This is a genomic window from Bacillus sp. T-10(2022) (assembly GCF_056502895.1).
In genome coordinates, this window is record NZ_CP113518.1 from 5,290,768 (window position 1) to 5,316,271 (window position 25,504).

General features: G+C 43.2%; 19 protein-coding genes. 3 read left to right on the forward strand and 16 right to left on the reverse strand.

Annotated features, from left to right (window positions below; all coding sequences use genetic code 11):
* Nucleotides 1-24 precede the first annotated feature (24 nt).
* From lgt to OSJ91_RS26275, 7 genes are all read right to left on the reverse strand, one after another.
* Nucleotides 25-837, reverse strand: a complete 813-nt coding sequence (lgt, locus tag OSJ91_RS26245; RefSeq protein ID WP_241593123.1) for a prolipoprotein diacylglyceryl transferase — start codon at nucleotides 835-837, stop codon at nucleotides 25-27.
* A gap of 26 nt (nucleotides 838-863) precedes the next feature.
* The gene (gene hprK, locus OSJ91_RS26250; RefSeq protein WP_137016681.1) at nucleotides 864-1,799 is read right to left on the reverse strand and encodes an HPr(Ser) kinase/phosphatase; all 936 of its coding nucleotides are present in this window, start codon (nucleotides 1,797-1,799) and stop codon (nucleotides 864-866) included.
* Between the two features lie 538 nt (nucleotides 1,800-2,337).
* The gene (locus OSJ91_RS26255) at nucleotides 2,338-3,438 is read right to left on the reverse strand and encodes a DUF4097 family beta strand repeat-containing protein (protein ID WP_413019957.1); all 1,101 of its coding nucleotides are present in this window, start codon (nucleotides 3,436-3,438) and stop codon (nucleotides 2,338-2,340) included.
* Between the two features lie 529 nt (nucleotides 3,439-3,967).
* Nucleotides 3,968-6,847, reverse strand: coding sequence for an excinuclease ABC subunit UvrA (gene uvrA, locus OSJ91_RS26260; RefSeq protein WP_413019959.1), 2,880 nt, complete (start codon nucleotides 6,845-6,847; stop codon nucleotides 3,968-3,970).
* A gap of 6 nt (nucleotides 6,848-6,853) precedes the next feature.
* Complete coding sequence (gene uvrB / locus OSJ91_RS26265) at nucleotides 6,854-8,839, reverse strand: excinuclease ABC subunit UvrB (protein WP_485890715.1); 1,986 nt, start codon at nucleotides 8,837-8,839, stop codon at nucleotides 6,854-6,856.
* Nucleotides 8,840-9,057: 218 nt separating this feature from the next.
* Nucleotides 9,058-9,288, reverse strand: coding sequence for a CsbA family protein (locus OSJ91_RS26270; RefSeq protein WP_101223739.1), 231 nt, complete (start codon nucleotides 9,286-9,288; stop codon nucleotides 9,058-9,060).
* 190 nt (nucleotides 9,289-9,478) lie between these two features.
* Nucleotides 9,479-11,062 carry a catalase gene (locus tag OSJ91_RS26275; protein ID WP_485891946.1) on the reverse strand — a complete coding sequence of 528 codons (1,584 nt, stop codon included), beginning with the start codon at nucleotides 11,060-11,062 and terminating at the stop codon, nucleotides 9,479-9,481.
* Between the two features lie 285 nt (nucleotides 11,063-11,347).
* Here OSJ91_RS26275 and OSJ91_RS26280 point away from each other — a divergent pair, with 285 nt between their 5' ends.
* Both OSJ91_RS26280 and OSJ91_RS26285 read left to right on the forward strand, forming a co-directional pair.
* Nucleotides 11,348-13,570, forward strand: a complete 2,223-nt coding sequence (locus OSJ91_RS26280; RefSeq protein ID WP_485890716.1) for an MMPL family transporter — start codon at nucleotides 11,348-11,350, stop codon at nucleotides 13,568-13,570.
* A gap of 435 nt (nucleotides 13,571-14,005) precedes the next feature.
* The gene (locus OSJ91_RS26285; protein ID WP_485890717.1) at nucleotides 14,006-14,539 is read left to right on the forward strand and encodes a YceI family protein; all 534 of its coding nucleotides are present in this window, start codon (nucleotides 14,006-14,008) and stop codon (nucleotides 14,537-14,539) included.
* Nucleotides 14,540-14,594: 55 nt separating this feature from the next.
* Here the strand turns inward: OSJ91_RS26285 and OSJ91_RS26290 are convergent, their stop codons facing one another.
* A complete protein-coding gene (locus tag OSJ91_RS26290; protein WP_402904366.1) occupies nucleotides 14,595-15,650 on the reverse strand; it encodes a FecCD family ABC transporter permease in 1,056 nt (351 codons plus the stop codon).
* On the reverse strand, nucleotides 15,647-16,651 hold the full coding sequence (locus OSJ91_RS26295) for a FecCD family ABC transporter permease (RefSeq protein WP_350300554.1): 1,005 nt from the start codon (nucleotides 16,649-16,651) through the stop codon (nucleotides 15,647-15,649). Before OSJ91_RS26295 ends, OSJ91_RS26290 begins: the two co-directional genes overlap by 4 nt.
* A 180-nt stretch (nucleotides 16,652-16,831) precedes the next feature.
* Between OSJ91_RS26295 and OSJ91_RS26300 the strand changes: the two genes are divergently transcribed.
* Entirely contained in the window at nucleotides 16,832-17,821 is a 990-nt protein-coding gene (locus OSJ91_RS26300) for an ABC transporter substrate-binding protein (RefSeq protein WP_350300555.1), read from the forward strand.
* A gap of 73 nt (nucleotides 17,822-17,894) precedes the next feature.
* On the opposite strand, the gene OSJ91_RS26305 is transcribed toward OSJ91_RS26300, so the two are convergent.
* From OSJ91_RS26305 to OSJ91_RS26335, 7 genes are all read right to left on the reverse strand, one after another.
* Complete coding sequence (locus OSJ91_RS26305; protein ID WP_485890718.1) at nucleotides 17,895-19,088, reverse strand: PDZ domain-containing protein; 1,194 nt, start codon at nucleotides 19,086-19,088, stop codon at nucleotides 17,895-17,897.
* Nucleotides 19,089-19,302: 214 nt separating this feature from the next.
* Nucleotides 19,303-20,727, reverse strand: a complete 1,425-nt coding sequence (locus tag OSJ91_RS26310; RefSeq protein WP_350300557.1) for a S41 family peptidase — start codon at nucleotides 20,725-20,727, stop codon at nucleotides 19,303-19,305.
* Between the two features lie 143 nt (nucleotides 20,728-20,870).
* Entirely contained in the window at nucleotides 20,871-22,265 is a 1,395-nt protein-coding gene (locus OSJ91_RS26315) for a murein hydrolase activator EnvC family protein (RefSeq protein ID WP_485890719.1), read from the reverse strand.
* Nucleotides 22,266-22,359: 94 nt separating this feature from the next.
* Nucleotides 22,360-23,253, reverse strand: a complete 894-nt coding sequence (gene ftsX, locus OSJ91_RS26320) for a permease-like cell division protein FtsX (protein WP_350300559.1) — start codon at nucleotides 23,251-23,253, stop codon at nucleotides 22,360-22,362.
* Nucleotides 23,243-23,929, reverse strand: a complete 687-nt coding sequence (gene ftsE / locus OSJ91_RS26325; RefSeq protein ID WP_061141190.1) for a cell division ATP-binding protein FtsE — start codon at nucleotides 23,927-23,929, stop codon at nucleotides 23,243-23,245. The genes ftsX and ftsE overlap by 11 nt, the downstream gene beginning before the upstream one ends.
* 293 nt (nucleotides 23,930-24,222) lie before the next feature.
* A complete protein-coding gene (gene cccB, locus OSJ91_RS26330) occupies nucleotides 24,223-24,564 on the reverse strand; it encodes a cytochrome c551 (RefSeq protein ID WP_350300560.1) in 342 nt (113 codons plus the stop codon).
* 49 nt (nucleotides 24,565-24,613) lie between these two features.
* Nucleotides 24,614-25,477 carry a YitT family protein gene (locus OSJ91_RS26335; protein ID WP_485890720.1) on the reverse strand — a complete coding sequence of 288 codons (864 nt, stop codon included), beginning with the start codon at nucleotides 25,475-25,477 and terminating at the stop codon, nucleotides 24,614-24,616.
* Nucleotides 25,478-25,504: the final 27 nt, after the last annotated feature.

Genomic DNA, 25,504 nt, shown 5'->3' on the forward strand with positions numbered 1-25,504 from the left:
GCCCTCTCCCTTTACACATATTCCCTATGCATCTAAATATCTTTTGTCTGCATGCCCACGGACCCTTCTATAGACCACTAAAGCAATGGCTGCTGCTACCAACACAATCGAGATCACTTGTGCGATACGCAGTGATTCCGTCAGCATCAAACTATCCGTCCGCAAACCTTCAATGTAATAACGGCCGATGGAATACCATATTACATAGGTTAAAAATAGTTCCCCCCTGCGCAAGTTCACTTTCCGTAAACTTAAGAGAATAATGACACCGACGATATTCCAAATCGATTCATACAAAAAGGTCGGGTGATAATACGTACCGTTTATGTACATTTGATTAATGATGAATTCTGGCAAATGCATATTTTCCAGGAATGACCTTGTTATTTCTCCCCCATGCGCTTCCTGATTCATGAAATTACCCCAACGGCCAATCGCCTGCCCCAACAATAAGCTCGGTGCAGCAATATCCGCCAGCTTCCAAAATGAGACTTTCTTGACCTTGGCAAACACGATTGCAGTCAGTACCGACCCGATCAACGCACCATGTATGGCAATTCCGCCATTCCATATTTTTATGATATCTCCTGGGTTTTGTGAATAGTACTCCCATTGGAAAATCACATAATAAATACGTGCACTAATGATCGCGATTGGGACAGCAAACAAAATCATGTCAGTAAAAATTTCCTTATCAAGACCTCTTCGCTCAGATTCCCTTAAAGCGATAATAAGACCCAATAACACACCGAAACCGATGATTAGTCCATACCAATGTACCTGGATGGGACCTAGATCTATCGCAATTGGATTCAGCGGCTGTATTCCTTGTTCCATTTTGTCCCCTCTTTTCTTATAACCTTTTAAAATTCATCATGTTCCGGATCTGCAATTGCATGGTTCAAGCGATCAGAAAACTGTTCCGCTGCATTTACTCCCATACGCTTCAGGCGGTAATTCATGGCTGCCACTTCAATGATGACAGCTAAATTTCGCCCTGGACGGACAGGCACGGTAATTTTCGTTACTTCCGTATCGATGATCTTCATTTTTTCTTCATCAAGGCCAACCCGGTCATACTGCTTGTTTTTTTCCCATAGTTCCAGATTGATGACGATTGAGATCTTTTTATTGCTGCGGACTGCGCCAGCTCCAAAAAGTGTCATTACATTAATGATTCCCAATCCTCTTATTTCTAGAAGATGTTCGATTAAATCCGGGGCATTCCCGACCAGCGTATCTTGGTCTTCCTGCCTGATTTCGACGCAGTCATCTGCTACGAGACGATGACCCCGTTTCACTAATTCCAGGGCTGTCTCACTTTTACCGACGCCGCTTTTCCCGGTGATCAACACACCTAACCCATAGATATCCACCAATACACCATGAACTGCAGTGGTTGGTGCCAACCTGCTTTCCAGGAAATTGGTCAGACGGCTGTATAACCTTGTTGTCTTCATATTAGATCTCATCACAGGAACGGATTCCCGCTCAGAAGCTTCGATCAATTCTATCGGTACTTCCTGACCACGCGTAATGATGATGCCTGGAGTAAAGTCTCTGCATAACTCTTCCATCCTCTGTACTCGATCCGGTTCATTCAGCCGATTAAAAAAGGACATCTCCGTCATACCTAAAAGCTGTACTCGATCTGCGGGATAATAATCAAAAAAACCGGCTATTTCAAGTCCGGGACGAGATAAATCACTCGTGACGATCGGTCTGTTAATTCCTTCTTCCCCACTGATAAGTTCTAGACCGAACGCTTCTACTATATCCTTTGTACGGACTTTTGCCATATATCTTTCCTCCTTTAGGAGCGATGCTATTTTTTGAGATACTTTTTCTATTTTAGCATTTTTCTGTTAATAACCAAACAAAGCATTATCGATTTATTGTTTTTTTATTCACTCCACCCGGATTGCCCACGTGAACAGGAAAGGATGAGAGGAACATTACATCAATAAAAGAAAGCCCCCCATTTATATTGGCAGGCTCACTTTGCAGACAAAAGGGATTGGAAACGTATCTTTCATCAAATGATGTTCCCGAACCAACTCCAAAGCAACTCCTGAGGTATGGTTTCGATACAAATTGGATGTTGATTTCCGCTCAAGAAACTCGCTTTCCGCGGGCGGTCGTGGAGCCTCCTCGGCTTGCGCCTGCGGGGTCTCCCCTAGACGCGCTTTTCTAAGCAGGAGTCTCGTACCTTCCTCTTCAATCAACCTTGTTATTAAATTTAGAGAACAAGCCATAAAAAAATGCAGGCAAACTCGTTTTCCATCGAGTTTGCCTACAGTTTGAGCCGCCAGTGGTATCAACGGGTTTTCCCTTTCTTCAGGAAACCGTTATCGCTGCAGTCTTGGTTTCTGCAAAAACATGAAGCACAGGAACCACTTCTTTAACCGTCTTAAACTTAAGGACCTTCTGAACCACATCACTTTTCTCTTCGATGATTGTCATCCCTTCCAAAGTTACATTAAAGCTTCCTAAATTTGATTTCAATTCTCCTTCGATCGCCTTACCTGGCGGCAGGGTCAGCTGGACTTTTCCTGTGACTGACTTAGCATGGATCGAATCGCAATCCATCCCTGAATTCGTACAGATGATTTCCCCATTGAACGTTTGGACATCCAATTTCTTGAAGTATCCATCGGCATTAATCGCTCCATTCAGGGTCTCGGCTTCCAAGTCATTAAAGTTGGTATCTGAAATGGTGATCATCCCATTACCTGTTTCAAGCTCACAGAAATCACCCGTACCCTGCATGATATGAATGGCACCATTCGCCGTTTTCGCTTTAAGCTTCTCTGATTTCAGTGATTCAGTCGTGATTGCGCCATTGAACATCCTTACATGAATGTCCTCATATTCCTTCCTTGGAATGTACATGATCGTATCAACCTTTATGGATTTTTCACGAACCTTGAACTTCAATTTTCCATTTTCAATCGTGAAATCGACTTCTTCCAAAAAGTTTTTCCTGGCTTCTTCTATTTCTTCCACACGGTATACCTTAGCTTGGCATTCAACCCGGACATCATTATGGTCCCATGCGGCGATTTTTATTTTCCCATTTGCTATATCTACATCAACCTCATCCAGGAAATCATGATCATGCTGAAAAATATGACTGACCTCCACAGATTTCCCGAAATTGAAATCAAGATCCGTTTCTTTGATTTTCTTAAAAGCACTTTCAACGAAATCAATAATCTTTTCTTTCGATGACTGGATATTCTTTTTAAACGTATCCTGAGTGCTTCCTTCGCTTTTCTTATCCACGACCACCGTCGATAATTCGTTTTGCAATTTCTGCTCCTTAGCTTCACTTTCCTGACTGGCTTTTTCTAATTCTTCCAAAAGGCCCATGGCTTCTTCCGCTGATAACTTTCCATCCTGAATCATTTCTAAAATCTTCTTTCTTTCCTCCTGCATGAACATTCCTCGCTTTCTTCTATCATTTTATTCATACATACGCCTAGATATCTAAAAAGTTTCATAAATACCGTTTTTCCCATCATTCGACAAAGGAAAATGACAATTTCCGAAAAGGAAGATGTATGATTTCCCCGGAAATATCTCCTTTTCCTATTCTTTAATCAAATGATTGATTAAATGCACACCGTCATTTTTCTACAAAAAAACAAGCCAGATGGCTTGTTCAGACTATAGACAAATTCGAAGAAAACGAGTTTGCCTGCAGTTTTTTTATAAAAACCCGTTCCATTGATTTCAGAAATCCGCTCCCTTTCCGCCGACTGTCTGCCAAGCCTCCTCACCGCAAGCGGCTGTGGGGTCTTGGCTAGCCAGCTATTCGGCAGGAGTGTCGCAAATTTCTTCAATCCATTAAGGATTACCGTAAAAAACCACTAAGGATAATCAAGTTTTGTTTTAAAATCATGGTTAGGATCAGACCATTCCGGATTTGGGTTCCAAACTGAAACAAGTCTGAAGGCTTGTTCTTTTAAGCATGTTCATGCTCCGTTTCTTTTTCTTCAATCCAATTTTCCATGCGGATTTGATCACGGGTAAGTACAGGTTTTAAGTATTTCCCCGTGTACGATTCGGAAACTTCACATATTTTTTCAGGTGTTCCATAAGTGACGATCGTACCGCCCTTATCTCCGCCTTCCGGTCCCAGGTCAATAATATGGTCCGCCGTCTTGATGACATCCAGATTATGCTCGATCACCAAAACGGTATCCCCATTGTCAACCAGCCGCTGCAGAACCTGGAGCAGCCTTGCTATATCGTGGACATGTAGACCGGTAGTTGGTTCATCCAAGATATAGAAGGAGCGCCCAGTGGATCGGCGATGCAATTCAGAAGCAAGTTTCACCCTTTGCGCTTCACCGCCTGATAAAGTGGTGGCAGGCTGTCCGAGCTTGATATAACCCAAACCAACGTCATAAATCGTTTGTAGCTTCCGTTTGATTTTTGGGATATTTTCAAAGAAACTAACGCCTTCCTCGACTGTCATATCGAGAATGTCGGATATGTTTTTCCCTTTATATTTCACTTCTAGAGTTTCCCGGTTATAACGTTTACCATGACAGATTTCACATGGGACATAGACATCTGGGAGAAAATGCATTTCAATCTTGATAATGCCATCACCACGGCATGCCTCACAGCGTCCGCCCTTCACATTGAAACTGAACCTTCCTTTTTTATAACCGCGGATCTTAGCTTCATTAGTCGAGGCAAACACGTCACGAACATCATCGAATACACCCGTATAGGTAGCTGGATTGGATCGTGGGGTCCTGCCAATTGGTGATTGGTCAATATCAATGACTTTATCTAAATGCTCAATTCCCTTGATTTCACGGAAATCGCCTGGTCTGGCTTTTGCCCGGTTCAGCTTTTGAGCCAATGACTTATGGAGGATCTCATTCACCAATGTACTTTTCCCTGATCCCGAGACTCCCGTTACGGCTGTAAAGACCCCAAGCGGGAATTTCACATTAACGTTTTTTAAATTATTTTCCTTGGCACCTTTTATCTCAATGACACGGCCATCATTTTTCCGGCGTTCCAATGGCAATGGAATGAATTTCTTCCCTGCTAAATATTGCCCCGTTAAGGATTTAGGATTATTCATGACCTCTTCCGGAGTTCCAGCGGCCACTATTTCCCCTCCATGCGCTCCTGCTCCAGGACCAACATCGATCAAATAATCCGCAGCAATCATCGTATCTTCATCATGCTCGACAACAATGAGTGTGTTGCCGATTTCGCGCATATTCTTCAATGTTTCGATCAATCGATCGTTATCCCTCTGATGCAGCCCTATTGAAGGTTCATCCAAAATATATAGGACTCCCGTCAATCGGGAACCGATCTGTGTCGCCAATCTTATACGCTGCGCTTCACCGCCTGATAATGTTCCCGCTGCCCTGCTCAACGTCAAATATTCCAAACCTACATTAGCCAGGAAACCAAGCCGCTCACGAATTTCACGTAAAATCAATCTCGCAATTGCAGCTTCTTTTTCAGTCAAATCAAGCTTATCGAAAAATACTAACGCATCCTCCACTGATAAAGCTGTCGTTTCACTTATATGGACACCTTGAATGAGCACGGAAAGACTCTCTTTTTTCAATCGATGACCCTTACAGGTTGGACAGTGATGTTCTGACATGTATTTCTGCATTTGCTCACGAATAAAGTCAGAACTCGTCTCCTTGAAGCGCCTTTCGATGTTTCTTAAAACTCCTTCAAAAGGAATATATCCTTCTTGCACTCTTCCAAAATCATTTTTATACCGGAAATATATCTTATCTTTACCTGAACCAAGCAAGACCTTATCCATCTTCTCTTCCGGTAAATCTTTAACGGGCACATCCATATCTATCCCATAATGGTTTGCCACCGCTTCAAGGAGCTGAGGATAATATTGAGAACTCGTCGGCTCCCATGGCGCAATTGCATGTTGACGGAGGCTTAATTCGTTATTCGGGATGACCAGATCACGGTCCACCTCAAGCCTTGCACCCAAGCCATCACAATCCGGGCAGGCCCCAAACGGACTATTGAAGGAAAACATTCTAGGCTCTAACTCTTCAATCGAAAATCCGCAGTATGGACAAGCATGATGTTCACTGAACAGCAGCTCTTCCTCACCCATGACGTCAATGATGACTTTGCCTTCGCCAAGCTGCAAAGCACTTTCCAATGAATCTGCAAGCCTGGCCATAATACCCTCTTTAATGACGATCCGGTCTATGATGACTTCAATCGAATGTTTTTTATTTTTTTCGAGAGTGATCTCATCGCTGAGATCATGCATTTCCCCGTTCACACGAATGCGGACATATCCTTGTTTCTTAACTTCCTCCAAAACCTTCGCATGTGTCCCTTTTCTGCCTGAGACTAGCGGTGCCAATACTTGAAGCTTGGTTCGCTCAGGGTAATCAAGAATGCGGTCCACCATTTGTTCGATCGTTTGTGAGGTGATTTCAATATTATGGATCGGACAGGTCGGTCTCCCGACCCGTGCAAATAACAGCCTTAAATAATCATAGATCTCCGTAACAGTCCCTACGGTTGAACGAGGATTCCGACTGGTCGTTTTCTGGTCTATGGAAATGGCTGGTGACAAACCTTCGATCGCATCGACATCCGGTTTATCCACTTGGCCTAAGAATTGACGAGCATAAGCGGACAGTGATTCTACATAACGTCTTTGCCCTTCTGCATAAATCGTATCAAAAGCCAAGGAAGACTTCCCAGATCCGGATAATCCGGTCAGCACAACAAGTTTGTCTCTCGGTATCGTGATATCAATATTCTTTAAATTGTTGGCCCTGGCGCCTTTTATCACAATTTTATCCATTGCCATGTTTCGTCACCCTTCCGCTTTTAACTCTAGTAATAAATCACGCAGCTCGGCAGCTCGCTCGAAGTCCAGTGCCTTTGCCGCTTCCTTCATTTCTTTTTCCATGCTTGCCATCACTTTTAAACGCTCTTTTTTAGGGAGCTTCGCAAGGCTTGGTGCAAGATCTTCCTTATACTCTTCGCCTTCTTCGGCTACATGAGTCGCCCTTATGGAGTCACGGATATCCTTTTGAATGGTTTGAGGCATTATTCCATGCTTTTTATTATAATTTTCCTGAATTTCACGGCGCCGCCTCGTTTCATTGATGGCAAGTTCCATCGAATTCGTGATGCGGTCTGCATACATGATGACGTGGCCGTTGGCATTACGGGCTGCACGGCCCATCGTTTGAATAAGCGAACGTTCCGAGCGAAGGAACCCTTCTTTATCGGCATCCAGAATGGTCACTAACGACACTTCCGGAATATCGAGGCCTTCCCTTAAAAGATTTATCCCAACAAGAACATCATATTTGCCCATTCGGAGTTCCCGGATGATTTCTATCCTTTCCAAGGTCTTCACTTCCGAATGAAGATATTGGACCTTGATGCCGATTTCCTTTAAATAATCAGTTAAATCCTCAGACATCTTTTTCGTCAAGGTCGTTATGAGCACACGCTCATTCTTTTTAACGCGCTCCTGTATTTCACCGATCAAGTCATCTATCTGCCCTTCAATCGGCCGCACTTCTACCGTCGGATCCAGCAATCCGGTAGGACGGATGATCTGCTGAACCATTTCTGGCGTATGTTCGAGTTCATATGGTCCCGGAGTTGCCGAAACGAATATGGATTGATGGACCTTTTTTTCAAATTCTTCAAACCTTAGCGGCCGGTTATCTTTTGCAGACGGCAGACGGAAGCCATGATCGACGAGCACTTGCTTACGCGCCTGATCTCCATTGAACATTCCGCGGATCTGCGAAAGGGTTACGTGTGATTCATCCACAACCAATAGGAAGTCCTCTGGAAAGTAATCTATTAAAGTGTATGGTGTTGCACCTGAGGGACGAAGGGTTAAATGGCGGGAATAGTTCTCGATCCCTGAACAAAAGCCCATTTCCCGCATCATTTCCAGATCATAACGGGTCCGCTGCTCCAAGCGCTGCGCTTCAAGGAGTTTTTCATCTTCCCTTAATTCCTTCAATCGCTCTTCCAGTTCCGTTTCGATATTTTGAATGGCTATCCGCATTTTCTCTTCGCGGGTTACGAAGTGGGAAGCCGGGAAAATGGCGATATGATCTCGTTCACCGGTAATTTCGCCAGTCAGGGCATCGACTTCACGAATACGGTCAATCTCATCCCCGAAAAACTCTACCCGTACGCAATGTTCATCACGTGAGGCCGGGAAAATTTCGACCACGTCGCCGCGAACACGGAAGGTCCCCCGTTGGAAAGCAATATCATTACGTTCATATTGAATATCCACGAGTCTGTGCAGCAAGGCATTCCGGTCTATCTCCATTCCTGTTCGGAGGGAAACGACCATCTCCCGGTACTCTTCAGGAGAACCGAGTCCATATATGCACGAAACACTGGCAATGATGATGACATCTTTCCTTTCGAACAAGGACGAGGTTGCCGAGTGACGCAGTTTATCGATTTCATCATTGATGCTTGCATCTTTTTCGATGAATGTATCCGTGGATGGAACATAAGCCTCTGGCTGGTAGTAATCATAATAGCTAACGAAGTACTCAACGGCATTATTAGGGAAGAACTCTTTGAACTCACTATAAAGCTGCCCTGCCAACGTTTTATTGTGGGCAATGACAAGAGTCGGTTTATTGATTCTTTGAATCACATTGGAAACGGTGAACGTTTTCCCTGTCCCCGTTGCCCCCAATAACGTCTGCATTTCCTTGCCTTCCTTAATCCCTTCGACCAGCATTTCAATTGCTGCCGGCTGATCTCCTTGAGGAGAGTATTTTGAGACTAACTCAAACTTATCCTTCACCAAGCATAGCCTCCTATTGAAATATTTTTATATGAAAACGGGACATGCCTATATCCCTTCTATTTATTCCGGTTTGATAAAGCATATATACACATTCTACCACAATAGCCTTAAAACAAACCAGCAATAAGCGAACATCCATTCTATTTTTGTTTTATGGACTTCATGATGTGTTGAGGAGAATGACAAGTTTGGGTACAAAAAAAGCACCTTTTGTGTCAGGCGCTCTTGGATGTACGTTTCATCATTCTTTTTGATAACCAAAATCCCACTGTCAGGGATAAGGCATCGACGATGATCAATAAGTTTGTATGCGTATAACCTTTATATGCGGAAGCTGTAATCAAGGCAACAGTTAAAACAAGGCCCACGACATTGTTATAGGTGACTCTTGAAAATAGCATGACAAGTAGACAAGGAAGGAAAAGGGCAGAAAGAAATTTAATCATTTTTTCATCTCCTTTATAAGAGAAAAATAGAGTAGTTTCAGTTTAAATGATTATCAAGTTTTTTGCCAATCAATTTCCCACTTGATTTTCAAGGCATCATCAGAAGAACATTCCACACATCCATCAATTATGCCCATTAAAAAAAGAGGCAAACCCCTTTAAAGGGAAGTTTGCCTCTTTTTTAGTCCAATCAATATGGATCCGCTTCATGTCCTTTACTAACAGCGTCCTCAGGGTTATCCGACCCACCAAGTGGTTTTGAAGATTCCGTATGTTCAGAAGCCGAGGCCAGTCCCTCTTTCAATCTGCGGCCATACTCTTCATCGGCCTCTTCGGCAAGTGCTATCATTTTTTCCTGAATGCGCTTGTCGGCAGGAGCCAATGCCGCCACTAAATTGGAAATTAAATCGTCCTTTTCCCAATCCTCGAATTCACGGAATGTTTCCCCGGCCTGTTTCGTATTGTTTTGGCGATCGATTGTCTCACGAACAAGTTTCCCTTCCACCATAGGTGTATACTCCTTGCCCGTCTGCTTAGCTTCTTTCAAGCCGCCGACAGTTGATGGTTCGTAGTTGATGTGGGGGCTTTGGCTGCCTCTGCCAACTTCATATTGCATCTGTCCGCCAGTCTGATTCGTGGCTGTTCGTTTCTTCGGAGCATTGATCGGCAATTGCAGATAATTCGCACCAACCCGGTGACGTTGTGTATCGGAATAAGAGAATGTACGTCCCTGTAACATCTTGTCATCAGAAAAGTCCAGCCCATCCACTAGTACACCTGTGCCGAATGCAACCTGTTCGACTTCAGTGAAATAGTCTTCAGGGTTTTTATTCAATACCATCGTACCGACATGCAGCCAAGGGAACTCATCTTTCGGCCAGATCTTCGTATCATCCAGCGGATCAAAATCCAACTCAGGATGATCATCATCACTCATGATTTGTACGTTGAGATCCCATTCAGGATAGTCCCCGCGTTCGATCGCTTCATATAGATCCTGTGTGGCATGATTGAAATTCGTAGCTTGAATTTCATTGGCCTCTTGCTGTGTCAGGTTCTTGATCCCTTGTTTCGGTTCCCAATGATACTTGACAAGCACTGCTTTCCCTTCCTCATTCACCCATTTATAAGTATTGACCCCTGACCCCTGCATCATGCGGTAGTTAGCTGGTATGCCCCATGGGGAAAACACAAAGGTAACCATATGGAATGTTTCAGGCGAACTCGCACAAAAATCAAAAATCCTCCTGCCGTCCTGAATATTCGTGACCGGATCCGGTTTGAAGGCATGAATCAAATCCGGGAATTTCATGGCATCACGGATGAAGAAAATTTTCAAGTTATTGCCCACAAGATCCCAGTTGCCATCTTCCGTATAAAATTTAACGGCAAATCCCCTGGGATCACGTAACGTTTCCGGGGACGTCCCCCCATGAATAACAGATGAGAATCTCACGAATACCGGGGTTTTTTTACCTTCTTCCTGAAAAACCTTCGCTCTCGTATATTTTGAAATAGGCTCGTCCCCCGCTTTACCGGTCGGAACGAAATAACCATGTGCACCTGCACCCCGGGCATGCACGACCCGTTCAGGAATGCGCTCCCTATCGAAGTGGCTGATTTTTTCCAGGAAATCATAGTTCTCAAGTGTACTAGGTCCTCTGTTCCCTACAGTTCTAATACTCTGGTTATTCGTTACCGGGTGCCCTTGCCTGTTCGTTAATGTTTCTTTCGATTCATCATTTGTTTTTTTAGATTTATCAGACAAAAAAATCCCTCCTCTGTTAATAAAATCCACAATACTACTATACTTTCCCCTATTCCCTATATTTCACTCCTCAATCTTCGAATTTAATTGTAATTAGTTAAAAAGTACTTTTCCCTATGTATCGATGAGCATATTTCTTGCCAATAACAACTGGTCTGAATCATATAATGATAAGAAAGCTTTGAAGCATTTAGTAGAAAAATGGAGTGAGCATACCCATTTTTGTATATGTCAATAGCACACCATTATAATGAACTAAGGATAAAAAATTCAAAAAGCGGGGTGCCTTCATTGGACGAATCAATATTAGGAAGACTTGGCAGGATGATGACGGGAAAAATCAGTCGTTGGGTTGTCATTGCTGTATGGATAATTGCAGCAATCGGATTAACCATCACATTGCCTGCCGTTAATGATCGAACAGCAAATAATGCCGCTGACTTGCCTGAAGACTCACCTTCCGTCGTGGCTGATGAACTTATTAAAGAAGAGTTTCCAAATTCCTCTGGAATACCTGCCCTGCTTACATGGCATCGGGAGGGTGGACTGACAGAGGCCGACTTGGCCGAAATCCAGTACCTTTCCAAGGAACTGACAGATAACCCATTGACGCAGCAATCTTTTTTACCGCCGCTTCATGAAATTCCGTTGCCTGCTCTTCAAGGATCGGTTTCAGAAGATGGAACGACTTTCGTACAGCCGCTTTTCTTTAAAGAAAAGACCGAGACTGAAATTCTTGAAAAAAATCTTGAAAGCATTAATGAAACAGTATCGGAACGCATTGGATCGGACCCATTCAAGGTCCCGACAGGTTCAGATGAATTATCACTTCGAGTGACAGGCCCTGTAGGGATATCCGTCGATGCAACGGGATTATTTTCGGGTGCTGATTTTAAATTGCTATTAGCGACCGTAATACTTGTACTTGTCGTATTATTACTCATTTACCGTTCCCCGCTTTTAGCAATCATTCCTTTAATCGGAGTAGGCTTCGCCTATATTGTCACAAGCCCGATCCTTGGATTCATGGCAGATCATGGTTGGATCACAGTCGATTCACAGGCCATTTCGATCATGACCGTATTATTATTCGGTGCCGGAACGGATTATTGTCTATTTTTAATTTCTCACTACAGAAGTGAATTAAGAAATCATGAAAGCAAACGGAAAGCCATGATCTCTGCATTCAAAGATTCATCAGGCGCCATTGCGATGAGCGGCCTTACGATCGTCATCTCGCTGCTAACATTGCTTGTAGCGAAATACGGAGCCTACCACCGTTTCGCTGTACCATTCAGCTTGTCGATTTTAATCATGATGATGGCAGCTTTAACACTTGTACCGGCATTGCTTTCTGTATTCGGAAGGGCTTCCTTCTACCCAATCGTTCCGCGTACACCAGAAATGGAAGAAACACGGGCCAAGAAAAAGGGAAAAGCCGTCAAAAAGCATAAAGAAGGCCGCATCGGTAACTGGATTGGTCATATCGTCACAACCAAGCCATGGACCGTCATTCTTACATGCTTGATCATCTTCAGTGTATTAGCTGGATATTCTTCACAAATAAAATATTCATATGATATTCTCTCTTCCTTTCCTGAAGATATGAACTCCCGTGAAGGCTATTCTGTCATTTCCGACTCGTACTCACCGGGCGAACTGGCACCAGCCACAGTGGTTGTCGACACGGATGGTGAAGATATCGATTTAGCCCAGGCAATTGAAGGAATGAATATTGTTGAAAGTGTGGCCGATCCAGTCACAAGTAAATCCAATGAAGATCTGCAATCCTATGAGGTCAAATTCAACATCAACCCATATGATATCGAGGCAATTGATTCCATTCCGGAAATCCGCACAATTGCGGAGAAAGAATTGAAGGCCGCCAATATATCTTCCGTCGAAGATAAGGTTTGGATTGGCGGGCAAACTGCGACGCAATTCGATAAAAGGGATACCGTAAAAGCCGATGAATTCATGATCATCCCGATCATCATCGTCCTGATTTCCTTGCTTCTTTTAGCCTACTTGCGATCTGTGACAGCAATGGTGTATTTAATGGGGACAGTCATTCTCTCATTCTTTGCAGCTATGGGCTTAGGTTGGATAATCCTGCACTATTTCATGGGTGTCGATGCCATAGAGGGGACGATTCCACTTTATTCTTTCGTATTCCTTGTTGCACTTGGAGAAGACTATAACATTTTCATGGTTTCAAGTATTTGGCGTAAGAAAGAAACGATGCCAATCAAGCAGGCCATCAGAAAAGGCGTTGCCGAAACTAGCGGTGTCATCACTTCCGCCGGAATAATCCTGGCAGCCACTTTTTCCGTTCTAGCCACACTTCCGATTCAAGTATTGGTTCAATTCGGGCTCATTACTGCTCTTGGTGTGTTAATGGACACATTCATTGTGCGACCGTTCCTTGTTCCTGCGATCACCTCCCTGCTTGGCCGCCGTGCCTTTTGGCCAAGTAAAGTGACCGATCAAGAAGAGAAAGAACATGCCAATTAATAAAGGTAGTAAGCTTTACTTTTCTTCATAATTAAAAACCCTGTGCCCCATAAATGCACAGGGTTTGAGTTTGTAGACAAAATGGGTTTTACCTAAAATTTCAAAACAAAATTGATTGGAACTGGAACGGAAGGTGCGAGACTCCTGCCGGAAAAGCGGGTCGAGGGGAGACCCCGCAGGCGCAAGGCGCCGAGGAGGCTCCCGGACCGCCCGCGGAAAGCGATGCCTGGAGTTGAAATCGACGTTCGAGGTTTAATAAACCTTCATAAAAACTGAGACCCTGCACCCCATAAATGCACAGGGTTTTTCATGTTTTCAAAATTAAGGAAAACTTTCAGTTGACACTATTGCTTCCACCTCTTATAATTACATTAAGTTAAGATATCTCAAATTAAAGATATATAAATTCAAGATTAATAATTAGGAGGAATAAGCATGACAAATACAAAATGGTCAGTCGACCCGACTCACAGTGCTATTGAATTTTCCGTAAAACATATGATGATCGCTAAAGTAAAAGGAAGTTTTAATAAGTTCGAAGCAAACATTCTAGCAAACCCATTGGATCTAACAACTGCAGAAATCGATTTTACCGTTGATGTGGCCAGTATTGACACACGCAATGCAGACCGGGATAATCACTTGCGTTCCGCTGACTTCTTTGATGTAGAAAAAAATCCTACATTAACATTCAAATCAACAAAAATTATGAAAACGGATGAAGATGAATACGATGTAACTGGAAATGTGACTCTTAATGGAATCACACAAGAAGAAACTTTCAGCATCACCTTCGAAGGCCAAGGAAAAGATCCATGGGGAAATGAAAAAGCAGGCTTTAGCGGAAAAGGTAAAGTCAAACGCAGTGATTATGGTTTAACCTATAACGCGGCTTTAGAAACAGGCGGCGTACTGATCGGCGATCAAATCACGCTTACCATCGAAATCGAAGTTTCTAAAGAAGCTTAATTAATAAAGAAGCAGCCATCTTTAGGATGACTGCTTCTTTCTACATTTACCGGAGTTACGAATTCCTCGTTTTATAAAGTAAATAAATGAAGTATGGTGCCCCGATGCTCGCTGTGAAGACACCAGCCGGTATTTCCAAAGGTGAGAATAGGGTCCGTCCAATCAAATCCGCCACCATGACCAGGATGCCCCCAAGCAAAGCTGAAGTGGGCAGTAAAACTCCAAAACTAGAACCAACAAGCCTTCTGGCCATGTGGGGGGCCATTAATCCCACAAAACCTATTCCTCCAGCAAAAGCTGTGGAACCACCAATCAAGGCCGTACTGATCATCAATAATGTAAACCGTTGTTTTTGGATATGTCCCCCAAGACCCGTTGCAAGGTCATCGCCTAGCTCCTGTAAATTAATATTTCTGGCATACAGGAAGGCGATTAACAGGAATAGAATCGTCCATGGTGCCAGAACAGCGATATTATTCCAGGTGGAGTTAGACACTGACCCCGTGATCCAGAGGTTTGCCTGGCTCGCTTGATAGACTGGGCCAAGGATCATCATCATCGTAGTGAGTGCCTTCATTAAAGCCATTACCCCAATCCCGATCAATACAAGCCTTATCGGGGGGACTCCATTTTTCCAGGCTAAGGAATAAACAAGTAAGGCCACGACTGTCGCCCCAATGAACGCAGCTAACGGCAGCCAGTTGATGCTCACCGTCAATGAATGATTCTTATCGCTAAAAATGGCCAAGAATCCAACGACCGCCACTGTCGCTCCTCCCGTTATTCCCAAGATATCAGGCGAAGCAAGTGGATTCCGAATCATCCCTTGAAGGATTCCGCCAGCTACAGCAAGGCCCATCCCCACCAACAGGGCAACAATTATTCTAGGCAGGCGGAAAGATTGGATGATAAGCCGATCGCTCTCCGCTCCCCCTCCGAAAAGGACCTGGAGGACACTTAGCGGATTTATATTCATTTCACCCACTCCAGTACTGATCACAAACACTAGTGAAGTGACTACAAATAATATGAAAATCACGATCATGGCTTTTTTATCCATCAAGAATGATATTTTTTCATTAAACAAACGAAAGCTCTTATATGACTTCATCGACCGCTGAACCCCTTTCTAGCTATATAAATAAAGAATGGGGTCCCTATTATGGCTGTCATGACTCCGACCGGAACTTCTCGAGGCATCAGGATATACCTCGATATGACATCGGCTGCAATCAAAAGCACCGCCCCGAAAAGTCCAGAGAAGGGAATCAGCCAGCGATGATCGATGCCTACTACGGAACGGGTAAGATGCGGAACGACGATTCCTATAAAGCCAATCGGACCCGCAACTGCCACTGATCCGCCAGCGAGCAGGATGATTGCCAGCCCCAGAACCAGCTTAAGGAAAACTATATTCAATCCAAGACCTTTTGCAACATCCTCACCCATGGACAACACATTCATTTTACCGGACATGATCAATGCAAGGCCCCAGCCTACGACAAGATAAGGCAGGACGGCAACTAAATTGTCCAGACTTCTACCGGATACGGATCCGGCAAGCCAGAATAGGACTTGCTCTAAAAGAGCCTCATTGGAAACAAGAAGACCTTGTGTAAGTGAAGCTACCATGGCCGTCATGGCTGCACCAGCCAATGTCAGCTTCATAGGTGTCAAGCCGCCTCGTCCCATGCTTCCAATCATATATATGCTTATCGCGGCTATGGCCGCCCCTATGAATGACAGCCATGTGAATACTTGAAGATTGCTTATTCCAAAAACGGTGACCCCAGTGACAACCGCCAATCCCGCCCCGGCGTTGACCCCGAATATATCTGGAGATGCGAGGGGGTTTTTAGTTAGCGTTTGCATTAACACCCCCGAAATGGCCAAACTTGCACCGATTGCCGAAGCGATCAGGGCCCGCGGAAGTCTGACTGATTGAATGACAATGTGTTCATTCGTCCCATTGAAATCGGTAAAAGCATCGATGGCCATTTTCCATGTTGTATCTGTATAACCGTATACAATACTTGAGCACAGTAAAAACAGCAGCAAAAGAATGGTAATGAACAGCCCCATCCATTTCTGCCATGAATTTTTTAATAACATATCCAGTTACCTTTCCAATCACGTTTGTATAGTAATATTTTACTGGTCTAAACAGGATTATGTCAACGAATTTGAGAATCATTTTCAATTATATATTGACAGAAAAGTATATTCATTTTATGATGATGCTGTTAAGTGCGAATGATTATCATTTGCCGGAAAATTGGGAGGGATACATAGATGTTTAGATTTAAGTCATTATTAACGATTTTTACAATATTTGCAGTCTTTCTTCTAGCAGCTTGCGGGAATTCGGATGAGAAAGCCGATGGAAATAAAGCTGAAGACAAGAAAGAGGAAAAAAGCTACACAATTGAGCATGCCATGGGTACTGCCGAGTTGAAAGAAACACCTAAAAGAGTGGTCGTTCTAACAAATGAAGGCACTGAAGCATTGCTTGCTTTAGGAATTAAACCTGTTGGTGCCGTTCAATCATGGCTTGGCGACCCTTGGTACGACCATATTAAAGATGATATGGATGGGGTCGAAGTTGTTGGTGTTGAACATGAAGTTAATTTAGAGAAAATCGCATCACTGAAGCCTGACTTGATTATCGGAAGCAAGATACGCCAAGAAGCTGTTTATGATAAATTAAATGCAATCGCCCCTACCGTTTTTTCGGAAACGCTAAGAGGAGATTGGAAAGAAAACTTTAAACTATATGCAAAAGCCTTGAACCTTGAAGAAAAAGGGAACGAAGTAATTGCAGAATTCGATAAACAAACAGAAGATCTTAAAGCTAAATTGGGTGATAAAGTAAATCAAGAAGTTTCCATTGTTCGTTTCATGGCTGGAACTACTCGTATTTATTACACAGATTCATTCTCTGGAGTGATTTTCGATCAATTAGGATTTAAACGTGCAGAACAACAGAAGGAACTGTTCACGGCAGATAATAAATTAGGCAACCTTGCCATTGAAGTTGGGAAAGAAGTCATCCCTAAAATGGATGGAGATATTCTATTCTACTTCACTTACGCTCCTGAAGGGGACAAACAAGCCCTAAGCACAGCAAAAGAATGGACGAATGATCCACTTTGGAAAAACCTTGATGCAGTCAAAAACGGAAATGCCCATGAGGTTAGCGACGCCACATGGAATACATCTGGCGGAGTTATTGCAGCTAATAAAATGCTTGAAGATATAGAAAAGATCATGCTTGAAAAGTAATAACACGTTTCTATTGAAAACGGCCTTTCTCGATATAATTCGAGAAAGGCCGTTTTATTTTATATTCATGTCATTAACCCACTTGTCCGCTTTCCTTCAATTGATCGTCTACGAATAAGAGGCCCAATTCGTAATGCTCCCCGTCAAATAGAGCTCTTTGCACAAAACGAATCTGTTCATTATTATCAATGACCTCAAGTTTGCAATGTGCCCGGTTTATTTGGAGCGCCCTGTATAACTCTTCTTCTTCCCTGACGACGACACCATTTATTTTCGAAATGACCTCGCCTTTTTGCAACCCCATTTTATCTGCCGGAGATTGAGGGATAACGCCTAAGATCTGGACACCCAGCTTACTTTTCGAAAAATAAAAAGGAAGCTTTTGATCCATTGCCTTTTGGGAATAATGCAGAAATTCACGACCGAGGATTGCTAAAACAGCCGTCATGATTGCCAATGGAGGGTACCAGTAACCCACTGCCGCCAAAAGCGTAATCACAATTCCCAATGCCCCTACCTTTTTGCCTTGCGCCCTAATGGCCAGTTCAGGGAGCGTCCCATGCACTTTTTGCTTAAAGCCGATTAAAATGGGCAGTACGATCGGCGACAGGGACATGTCCCCGATTGAAAAAACCGGATACCATTCGAAAAGCACTGGAAGTTGTCCTCCAGGAACCATAACGAACATGGGAATTAGCCAAACTCGCTGTGAAACATACACACCTATCGGCTGTCCCCTCTTGGATACCTCCAACTGGGGAGAGACCTTTTTACTTCCGTTGCCGACAATCAAAAACCCTTCAGCAATCAGTAATAACCCTATTAAAATGACAAGTGTCGGATATACGGACCGATCCAGCTGATTAAGGGCATCCTGAAATAATGTAAGCTTGATATCTCTATCATATAAAAAGAAAAGGATAAAGAAGGTGAGTCCCACCGTATAAACGGGGGAAACAAACCTCCTTTTCATGGATAGCATGGACAAAACCGTTACCACTGCCATGATGAACAGCGCCGCCATAGGAATGGCGAGTCCAGTAGCCAGTGTAAGGAAGGAAAGGATCAATCCCCATATCAATCCTTGAGGTAACATGGAACGCAGCTCCATGGAAAAACTGTAGATCTTCGTATTAAAATCATGGCGTTCCCGTTTAACGCGAAGATAGCCGATGAATAAACAATAGGCAATCGAAACATAAAGCAAAGGATGAAGGAAGAGTTTTCCTAATCCCATTAAGCATGCTATCAGCCAATCCGTTGTCAATTTCTTTCCACCATCCTCAAAAGTAATCAAAATTTTGTCAAATTTCGTTCTGGTCAGTTACCTCCTATTCTATCAAAAATGTAGCCTCCATGCCTATTAAGATGCAGAAAAAGTAGCTTTATCTTAAGTTTCCCCTATACTGCCGTTCATGTTCGCAGGCGGGGCTCGAACAAATGCAAAAGAGGCACCGCTCCAAGGGAACGGTGCCATCAAGTTATTTAACTAAATAATTCAAAGCCGTGCGTAACTGAATATCATTATCTTCATCCTGGATCTTTTCCAGAATGGCGGATTCCAGATGTGCTGCGGTTTTAGCATCAAGCTTACCAGTCACTTCCAGGCCAAATTGTTTTTGGAATGCTTTTACTGCGATTTCTGTACTCCAATCATAATATCCATCCTCACGGCCCGGTTCAAATCCAAGTCCTTTCAGAATGCTTTGGGCATACTGGATTTGTTCATCATTCATATCCCTTTGCAACACCTTCTCAATAGCCAGCTGATGGGCATCAAAATACTCCGGTTGTTTCACTTTGATTGTTGGTTCGATCCCCTTTTTATGGATCCAGTTTCCTGAAGGCGTCAGCCACTTATATAACGTAAGTTTAATCTTGCTGCCATCACCCATTGGTACAGCTTGCTGTACTGTGCCTTTCCCGAAGGTCTTCTCGCCTACCAATGGATAGCCTCCCGCCTCTTGCATCGCTCCTGCCAGGATTTCCGAGGCTGAGGCGCTGCCTTTATCCGTCAAGACGGCAATGGGATAACTTTTCGCTTTCTTAAGGCTTGTAAAAAACGATTGTGTTTCACCCGTTCTTTCTGCAATTTGCAAATAAGGCTTGTCTTTTGTGATAAACTCGCCAAGAATCGTTTCCACACTAGAAAGAAGGCCACCTGGGTTGCCTCGTACATCTATGACCAAGCCCTTAATTCCCTTCTTTTCCAGTTCTTTCATCTGCTTTTTAAAATCAGACGCAGTCTTTTCCGAGAATGTGGTCAACTCGATATAACCGATTTGTTCTCCGGCAACTTCTTTAATTGATGAAAATACGGTATCCAATGGAATTTCGGCACGCACCATATTGAATTCAAGTGGATTGTCCACCCCTGCTCGCTTTATTTCCATTTTGACGGGAGATCCTTTTTTGCCGCGGATTTTCAGGCGTGTTTCATACAGATCCAAACCTTCTACACTTTCACCATTCACCTTAAGGATTTGATCTTTCGGCTTTAATCCAGCTTTTTCTGCAGGCGAGTCTTTGTAAGGAGAAACAATTATGACCTTACCATCTTCCATTCCGATTTCAGTCCCGATCCCTTCAAAAGAGGAGTCCAGGGTTTCATTGAATTGCTTGGCGGTCTCCTTGTCCATATATACGGAATAAGGATCTTTCAGCGCTGACAGCATGCCTTGGATGGCACCCTCCACCAGGTTGGAGCCGTCCACCTGTTCTACATACTGACTTACGATCAAACCGTAAGCTTGTTCCACTTTTGCCCATTCCTTATCCTTCGTTATTTCCTGACTTTCATCCTTTGCTTCATTCTTGGCCGGAAGGCTTGTCCAATATATGCCCCCCACTGCTCCAATGGCTAGTGACATGATGATTGCTAGAGGAAGTACCCATTTTTTGACCATATTTATCCCCATTTCTGACCTGATATGTATTTCACTATATGAGGCGATTGGAAGAAATATGCTTATAGAATATGGTGACACTACACAAAAAAAAACAGACCAGGAATTTATCCTGATCTGTTTTTCCGTTCATATATTGGGTATTAATTAGGTATATAGTTTAATGGATTAACAGCATTTGACTTGCTATAATTCCATGCGCCTTTATGTAGCTCAAAGTGTAAATGCTGACCGAATGAATGTCCTGTGTTACCCATGATGCCAATTTGTTGACCTTTGGCAACTACAGCACCTTCGCTTGCTTGTCTCGAACTTAAGTGTGCATACACAGTAGTCCATTGCTGACCGCCGATCGAATGGGTGACGAAGATGACGTTACCGTATGAACTTGAGAAGTAAGAACGGCTTACGACTCCGTCGGCTGCAGCTACAATTGGAACCGTTCCGCTAGCAGCGATGTCGATGCCGGCATGCTGTTTATTCCATCGTTCACCCATTGTTGAAGATACATATCCTGCACTTGGTCTAGTGAAAGTACCCGATGATACTGCAGGCGTAGGCGCTGGCGCTTGACTTACATTAGACGAAGGTTGTGAAGATGATGATGAACTGTTACTTTTTGCACTATATCCTGAAGAAGTGGATTGTTTTTTTGATTCGGATGCTTGTGATGCTGCTTGTGCAGCCGCTTGTGCAGCTTCTTGCTCTGCACGTTTTTTCGCTTCAGCTGCCGCTTTTTTACGCGCTGCTTCCAATTCGGCTTGACGTTGATGCTCTAAGCTGATGGCAGATTTGATGGCTTTTTCTTGAGCAGCAAGATTCGCTTTTTCTTCCTCTAGACCCATCTTCTCATGTTCATGCTTTTCAGTTTGTTGTTTTAATTTCTTAACTAAAGCATCCTTTTCTTGCTTCTGCTGTTTTTGTTGCTTTTGAATTTCCAATAGTTCAGCTTTTGCCACTTCTAAACTGGCAAGCTTCGTTTCAACGGCATTTTGCTTTTCTTCCAGATCTTTTTTATCCAGCTCATGCTGCTTTAAAATATCACGGTCCGCTTCAGCGATTGTCGCTACAGCTCCGACACGGTCAACTAAATCCCCAAAACTGGATGATCCAAATAATACTTCAAGGTAGTTCACGTCCCCGCCAGTCTCCTGGAAAGAAAGTGCCCTTTCCTTCAATACTTCATTACGTTTGGCGATCCGCTCTTTTAATACTTTAATCTCTTCTTTCAATGCCTCGATTTCTTTTTTCGTTTGTGTAATTTCAGCATTTTTAGCATCGATTTTTTTTGCGGACTCTGCAATTTTCGCTTCAATGGCAGCGATTTGGTCTTCTGCTGTCATTTGCTTATCCTGCAGGTTATCGATTTTCTTTTCCGTGTCAGAAATATTCGATTCAACACCCGAACGTTTTTCCTGGATGGAGTCTTTCTGTTTTTCTAAGTCCGAAATCGACTCAGCATAAACCGAAGGTGCCGCTAGAATGCTTCCCAACCCGATCATGATGGAGGCATTCATGGCAATGATATTTTTTTTCACGTTTCATTTCCCCTTTCAACCCGTTACATCCGTGCCTTGTAACGTCTCTCTATTTATGTCTGGCTACTTTTGGCTTTCGAGCAAAGATACACTTTTATACTTTCAGGAACTTCCTGACGGACATCAAGCTGCCCCATATGCCGATAACGGCTCCAATTACGATGAGGATGGCCGAAACTTGATAAATAAACGGATTTGCAGGCAGGAAATCGATGAATTTGAACGTAATCTGCGGTGCTGCATATTTATAGAGATTGTAGTAGAGTACTGCAATCAGACCTATCGGAATGATGGAACCGAGGACTCCCAACCACAGTCCCTCCAAGAAGAATGGCCAACGGATGAATGTATTCGTTGCTCCTACCAATCTCATGATCTCAATTTCTTTTCTTCTGGCTACAATGGTAATTTTAATCGTATTCGAAATCAGGAACATTGCAGTAAATAGTAATCCTACAATAAGTACGATCCCTATGTTTCTAGCAATATTAACAAAGCTGAATAGTTTCTCGACGTAGCCTTGTCCATATTTAACACTTTGGATATACTCCATACCTTCGATTTTTTTTGCCACCTTGATGACATCTTGCGGAGATTTCGTTTTGATAACATAAACGTCCCTTAATGGGTTATCCTGTTCAAATGGTTTAAACGCCTCACCATTATCTCCTAAATCATCTATTAAATTAGTAAGCTCTTCGTCTTTTGGAGAGAAAATCACTGATTCAATGCCGTTTATCTCCATAATTTGCTTACCAATAGTTTTTATATCGTCATCATTCGCCGCATTATCAATATGTGCACGAACTTCGACATCTTTCTCCACATTTCCCGCGATATGATTTAAATTCATCATGAGCACTAAAAAGACGCCAACTAAAGTTAGAGTGACCGTTACTGCACTGACTGAAGCAAACGTCATCCATCCATTACGGCCAATATTTTTAAAACTTTCACGGAAGTGACGGAGCAATGTTCTAAATTTCATATCCGTAATCACCTCGATGTTCATCGCGAACTATTTTTCCACTTTCAATGGCAATGACACGTCGTTTAATATTGTTGACGATGTCCCTATTATGAGTTGCCATGACAAGTGTAGTTCCGCGTTTATTAATTTCTTCGAATATGTTCATGATTTCCCATGATGTTTCGGGATCAAGATTACCTGTAGGCTCGTCGGCTATGACTACCTTGGGATCATTTACGATCGAACGGGCTATTGCAACCCTTTGCTGTTCCCCGCCAGATAACTCGGAAGGAAGCATTCTTGCTTTATGTTTAATGCCGACCAGATCAAGGACTTCCATGACTCTCTTTTTGATTTCTTCTGGTTCCTTTTCAATAACTTCCATGGCAAAAGCAACATTTTCATATGCAGTGAATGTTTGAAGGAGTTTAAAATCTTGGAATACCATACCGATATTACGGCGGAATAGAGGAACTTTCGAATTGCGGATACTTGGCAGGCTAAGGCCATTGACCAAAATATTACCGCTTGTAGGCTTTTCTTCCCTATACATCATTTTGATGAAGGTCGATTTTCCGGCACCGCTCGGACCCACTACATAAACGAACTCGCCTGGCTTTATTTTCACATTGATTCCATTAATGGCAATTACGCCATTTGGATATGTCTTTTTCACATCTATCATTTCTATCATTCTAAAACCACCTAATTTGCTTGGATTATCACTATGTATCAACAGCTTTTCGACAATTTTCACTGAAATCTGACAGGAATCTCTCTTACTTGAGCACAGAAACATTATAACATCATATATTGTCAAATTAAGCATAAAAAATATTACAGTTTCATTTCAGTTAGACATATATCAACATCTATGTAATAATTCCAGGATTCGATTGCTTGAAAAGGGGGTTAAATGTGAGTTGTTTCGAGGTTTTAAAGGAGGCTAAATGAAACGTCCTGCTAAGCAGAACGTTTCGTCAATCATTACTTATGTCCAGCAAGCCATTCAGCGACCATGCTTGCTTCCTTGCCCTGGATTATACCTGGTGGCATTCCACCTTGGCCATTCGCTATGACTTTTTCAATATCTGCTTTTGATAGCTTGGAACCGACCTTCGTTAAATTCGGTCCCACGCCTCCTTCAAGATTCACTGCATGACAACTTGAACATTTGTTTTCATAAATTTTTGCGGCATCACCGGCACCTGCCGTAGTCGTTTCATTATTTTCACTTGCAGGCTCTTTATCTGCAGCATCATCGTTCCCACCGCATGCAGCCAAGGCCAAAGAAGTACCCAAAACTAAGGCGAACCACTTCATTTTCATTGAATTTACCCCCTCTGATTTATACCAGCACAAGAACATTATACCAATTTCAATCCAGTTTAAAACCCTCCCCAAGTACCTCCGATGCGTCCATTACAATTACAAACGCTTTAGGGTCAACGAGTTTCACCAATTGTTTCAATTTGGTGAATTCCGACTGGTCTATTACGCACATCAAAATTGGACGAGTATCATCCGTATAGCCGCCATACCCGGATATGCCTGTCACACCCCGGTCCAGCTCATGTATGATAGCATCCCTTACTTCCATTTCTTTATTCGTGATGATCAGTGACATCTTCGAACGGTTCAATCCAATCTGGACGAGGTCGATCGTCTTGCTTGTCACATACAATCCAATCAATGCATAAAGCCCTTTTTCAATATCGAAAACGATGGCAGCACTTAAAACGATGATTCCATCAATGACTGCCACACAGGTTCCCAATGACAGATGGGTATACTTATGGAAAATCTGTGCCGCCAAATCGGTCCCCCCTGTGGAACCCTTCCCGCGAAAGACGATTCCCAGCCCAAGTCCGACCATCATCCCCCCGCAAATCGAACCAAGCAATGCATCATTCGTCCAAGCATCCCAATTCTTTGTCAGAAATACCACTAATGGCAGAAACAGGGTTCCAATCAGGCTTTTGGCTCCGAAATGTCTTCCAAGGATAATGAGCCCCGCAATGAACAAAGGGATATTAAAACCCCAAAGAACGTAGGCTGGCTCCCAACCGAGAGTTGAATCGAGAATCGTGCTAATCCCGCTGACCCCGCCAGATGCGACCTGGTTAGGCAGTAAGAATACATTAAAACCAATGGCAATTATGGATGAACCGACAATCACCAATCCATACTCCGTTAACTTTTGAATTAAAGGGTGCCTCTGCTCCCGGTATCTTTTCTTCATTTTGCATAAGTCTCCTCGAACCATCAT

Excerpts from the sequence above, each read along its gene's own strand:
- ftsE (WP_061141190.1), bottom strand. The coding sequence starts at position 23,929 with ATGATAGAAATGATAGATGTGAAAAAGACATATCCAAATGGCGTAATT.
- OSJ91_RS26335 (WP_485890720.1), bottom strand. The coding sequence starts at position 25,477 with ATGAAGAAAAGATACCGGGAGCAGAGGCACCCTTTAATTCAAAAGTTA.
- hprK (WP_137016681.1), bottom strand. The coding sequence starts at position 1,799 with ATGGCAAAAGTCCGTACAAAGGATATAGTAGAAGCGTTCGGTCTAGAA.
- ftsX (WP_350300559.1), bottom strand. The coding sequence starts at position 23,253 with ATGAAATTTAGAACATTGCTCCGTCACTTCCGTGAAAGTTTTAAAAAT.
- OSJ91_RS26255 (WP_413019957.1), bottom strand. The coding sequence starts at position 3,438 with ATGCAGGAGGAAAGAAAGAAGATTTTAGAAATGATTCAGGATGGAAAG.
- OSJ91_RS26285 (WP_485890717.1), top strand. The coding sequence starts at position 14,006 with ATGACAAATACAAAATGGTCAGTCGACCCGACTCACAGTGCTATTGAA.
- cccB (WP_350300560.1), bottom strand. The coding sequence starts at position 24,564 with ATGAAAATGAAGTGGTTCGCCTTAGTTTTGGGTACTTCTTTGGCCTTG.
- OSJ91_RS26295 (WP_350300554.1), bottom strand. The coding sequence starts at position 16,651 with ATGTTATTAAAAAATTCATGGCAGAAATGGATGGGGCTGTTCATTACC.
- OSJ91_RS26310 (WP_350300557.1), bottom strand. The coding sequence starts at position 20,727 with ATGGTCAAAAAATGGGTACTTCCTCTAGCAATCATCATGTCACTAGCC.
- OSJ91_RS26290 (WP_402904366.1), bottom strand. The coding sequence starts at position 15,650 with ATGAAGTCATATAAGAGCTTTCGTTTGTTTAATGAAAAAATATCATTC.
- uvrA (WP_413019959.1), bottom strand. The coding sequence starts at position 6,847 with ATGGCAATGGATAAAATTGTGATAAAAGGCGCCAGGGCCAACAATTTA.
- OSJ91_RS26270 (WP_101223739.1), bottom strand. The coding sequence starts at position 9,288 with ATGATTAAATTTCTTTCTGCCCTTTTCCTTCCTTGTCTACTTGTCATG.
- lgt (WP_241593123.1), bottom strand. The coding sequence starts at position 837 with ATGGAACAAGGAATACAGCCGCTGAATCCAATTGCGATAGATCTAGGT.
- OSJ91_RS26300 (WP_350300555.1), top strand. The coding sequence starts at position 16,832 with ATGTTTAGATTTAAGTCATTATTAACGATTTTTACAATATTTGCAGTC.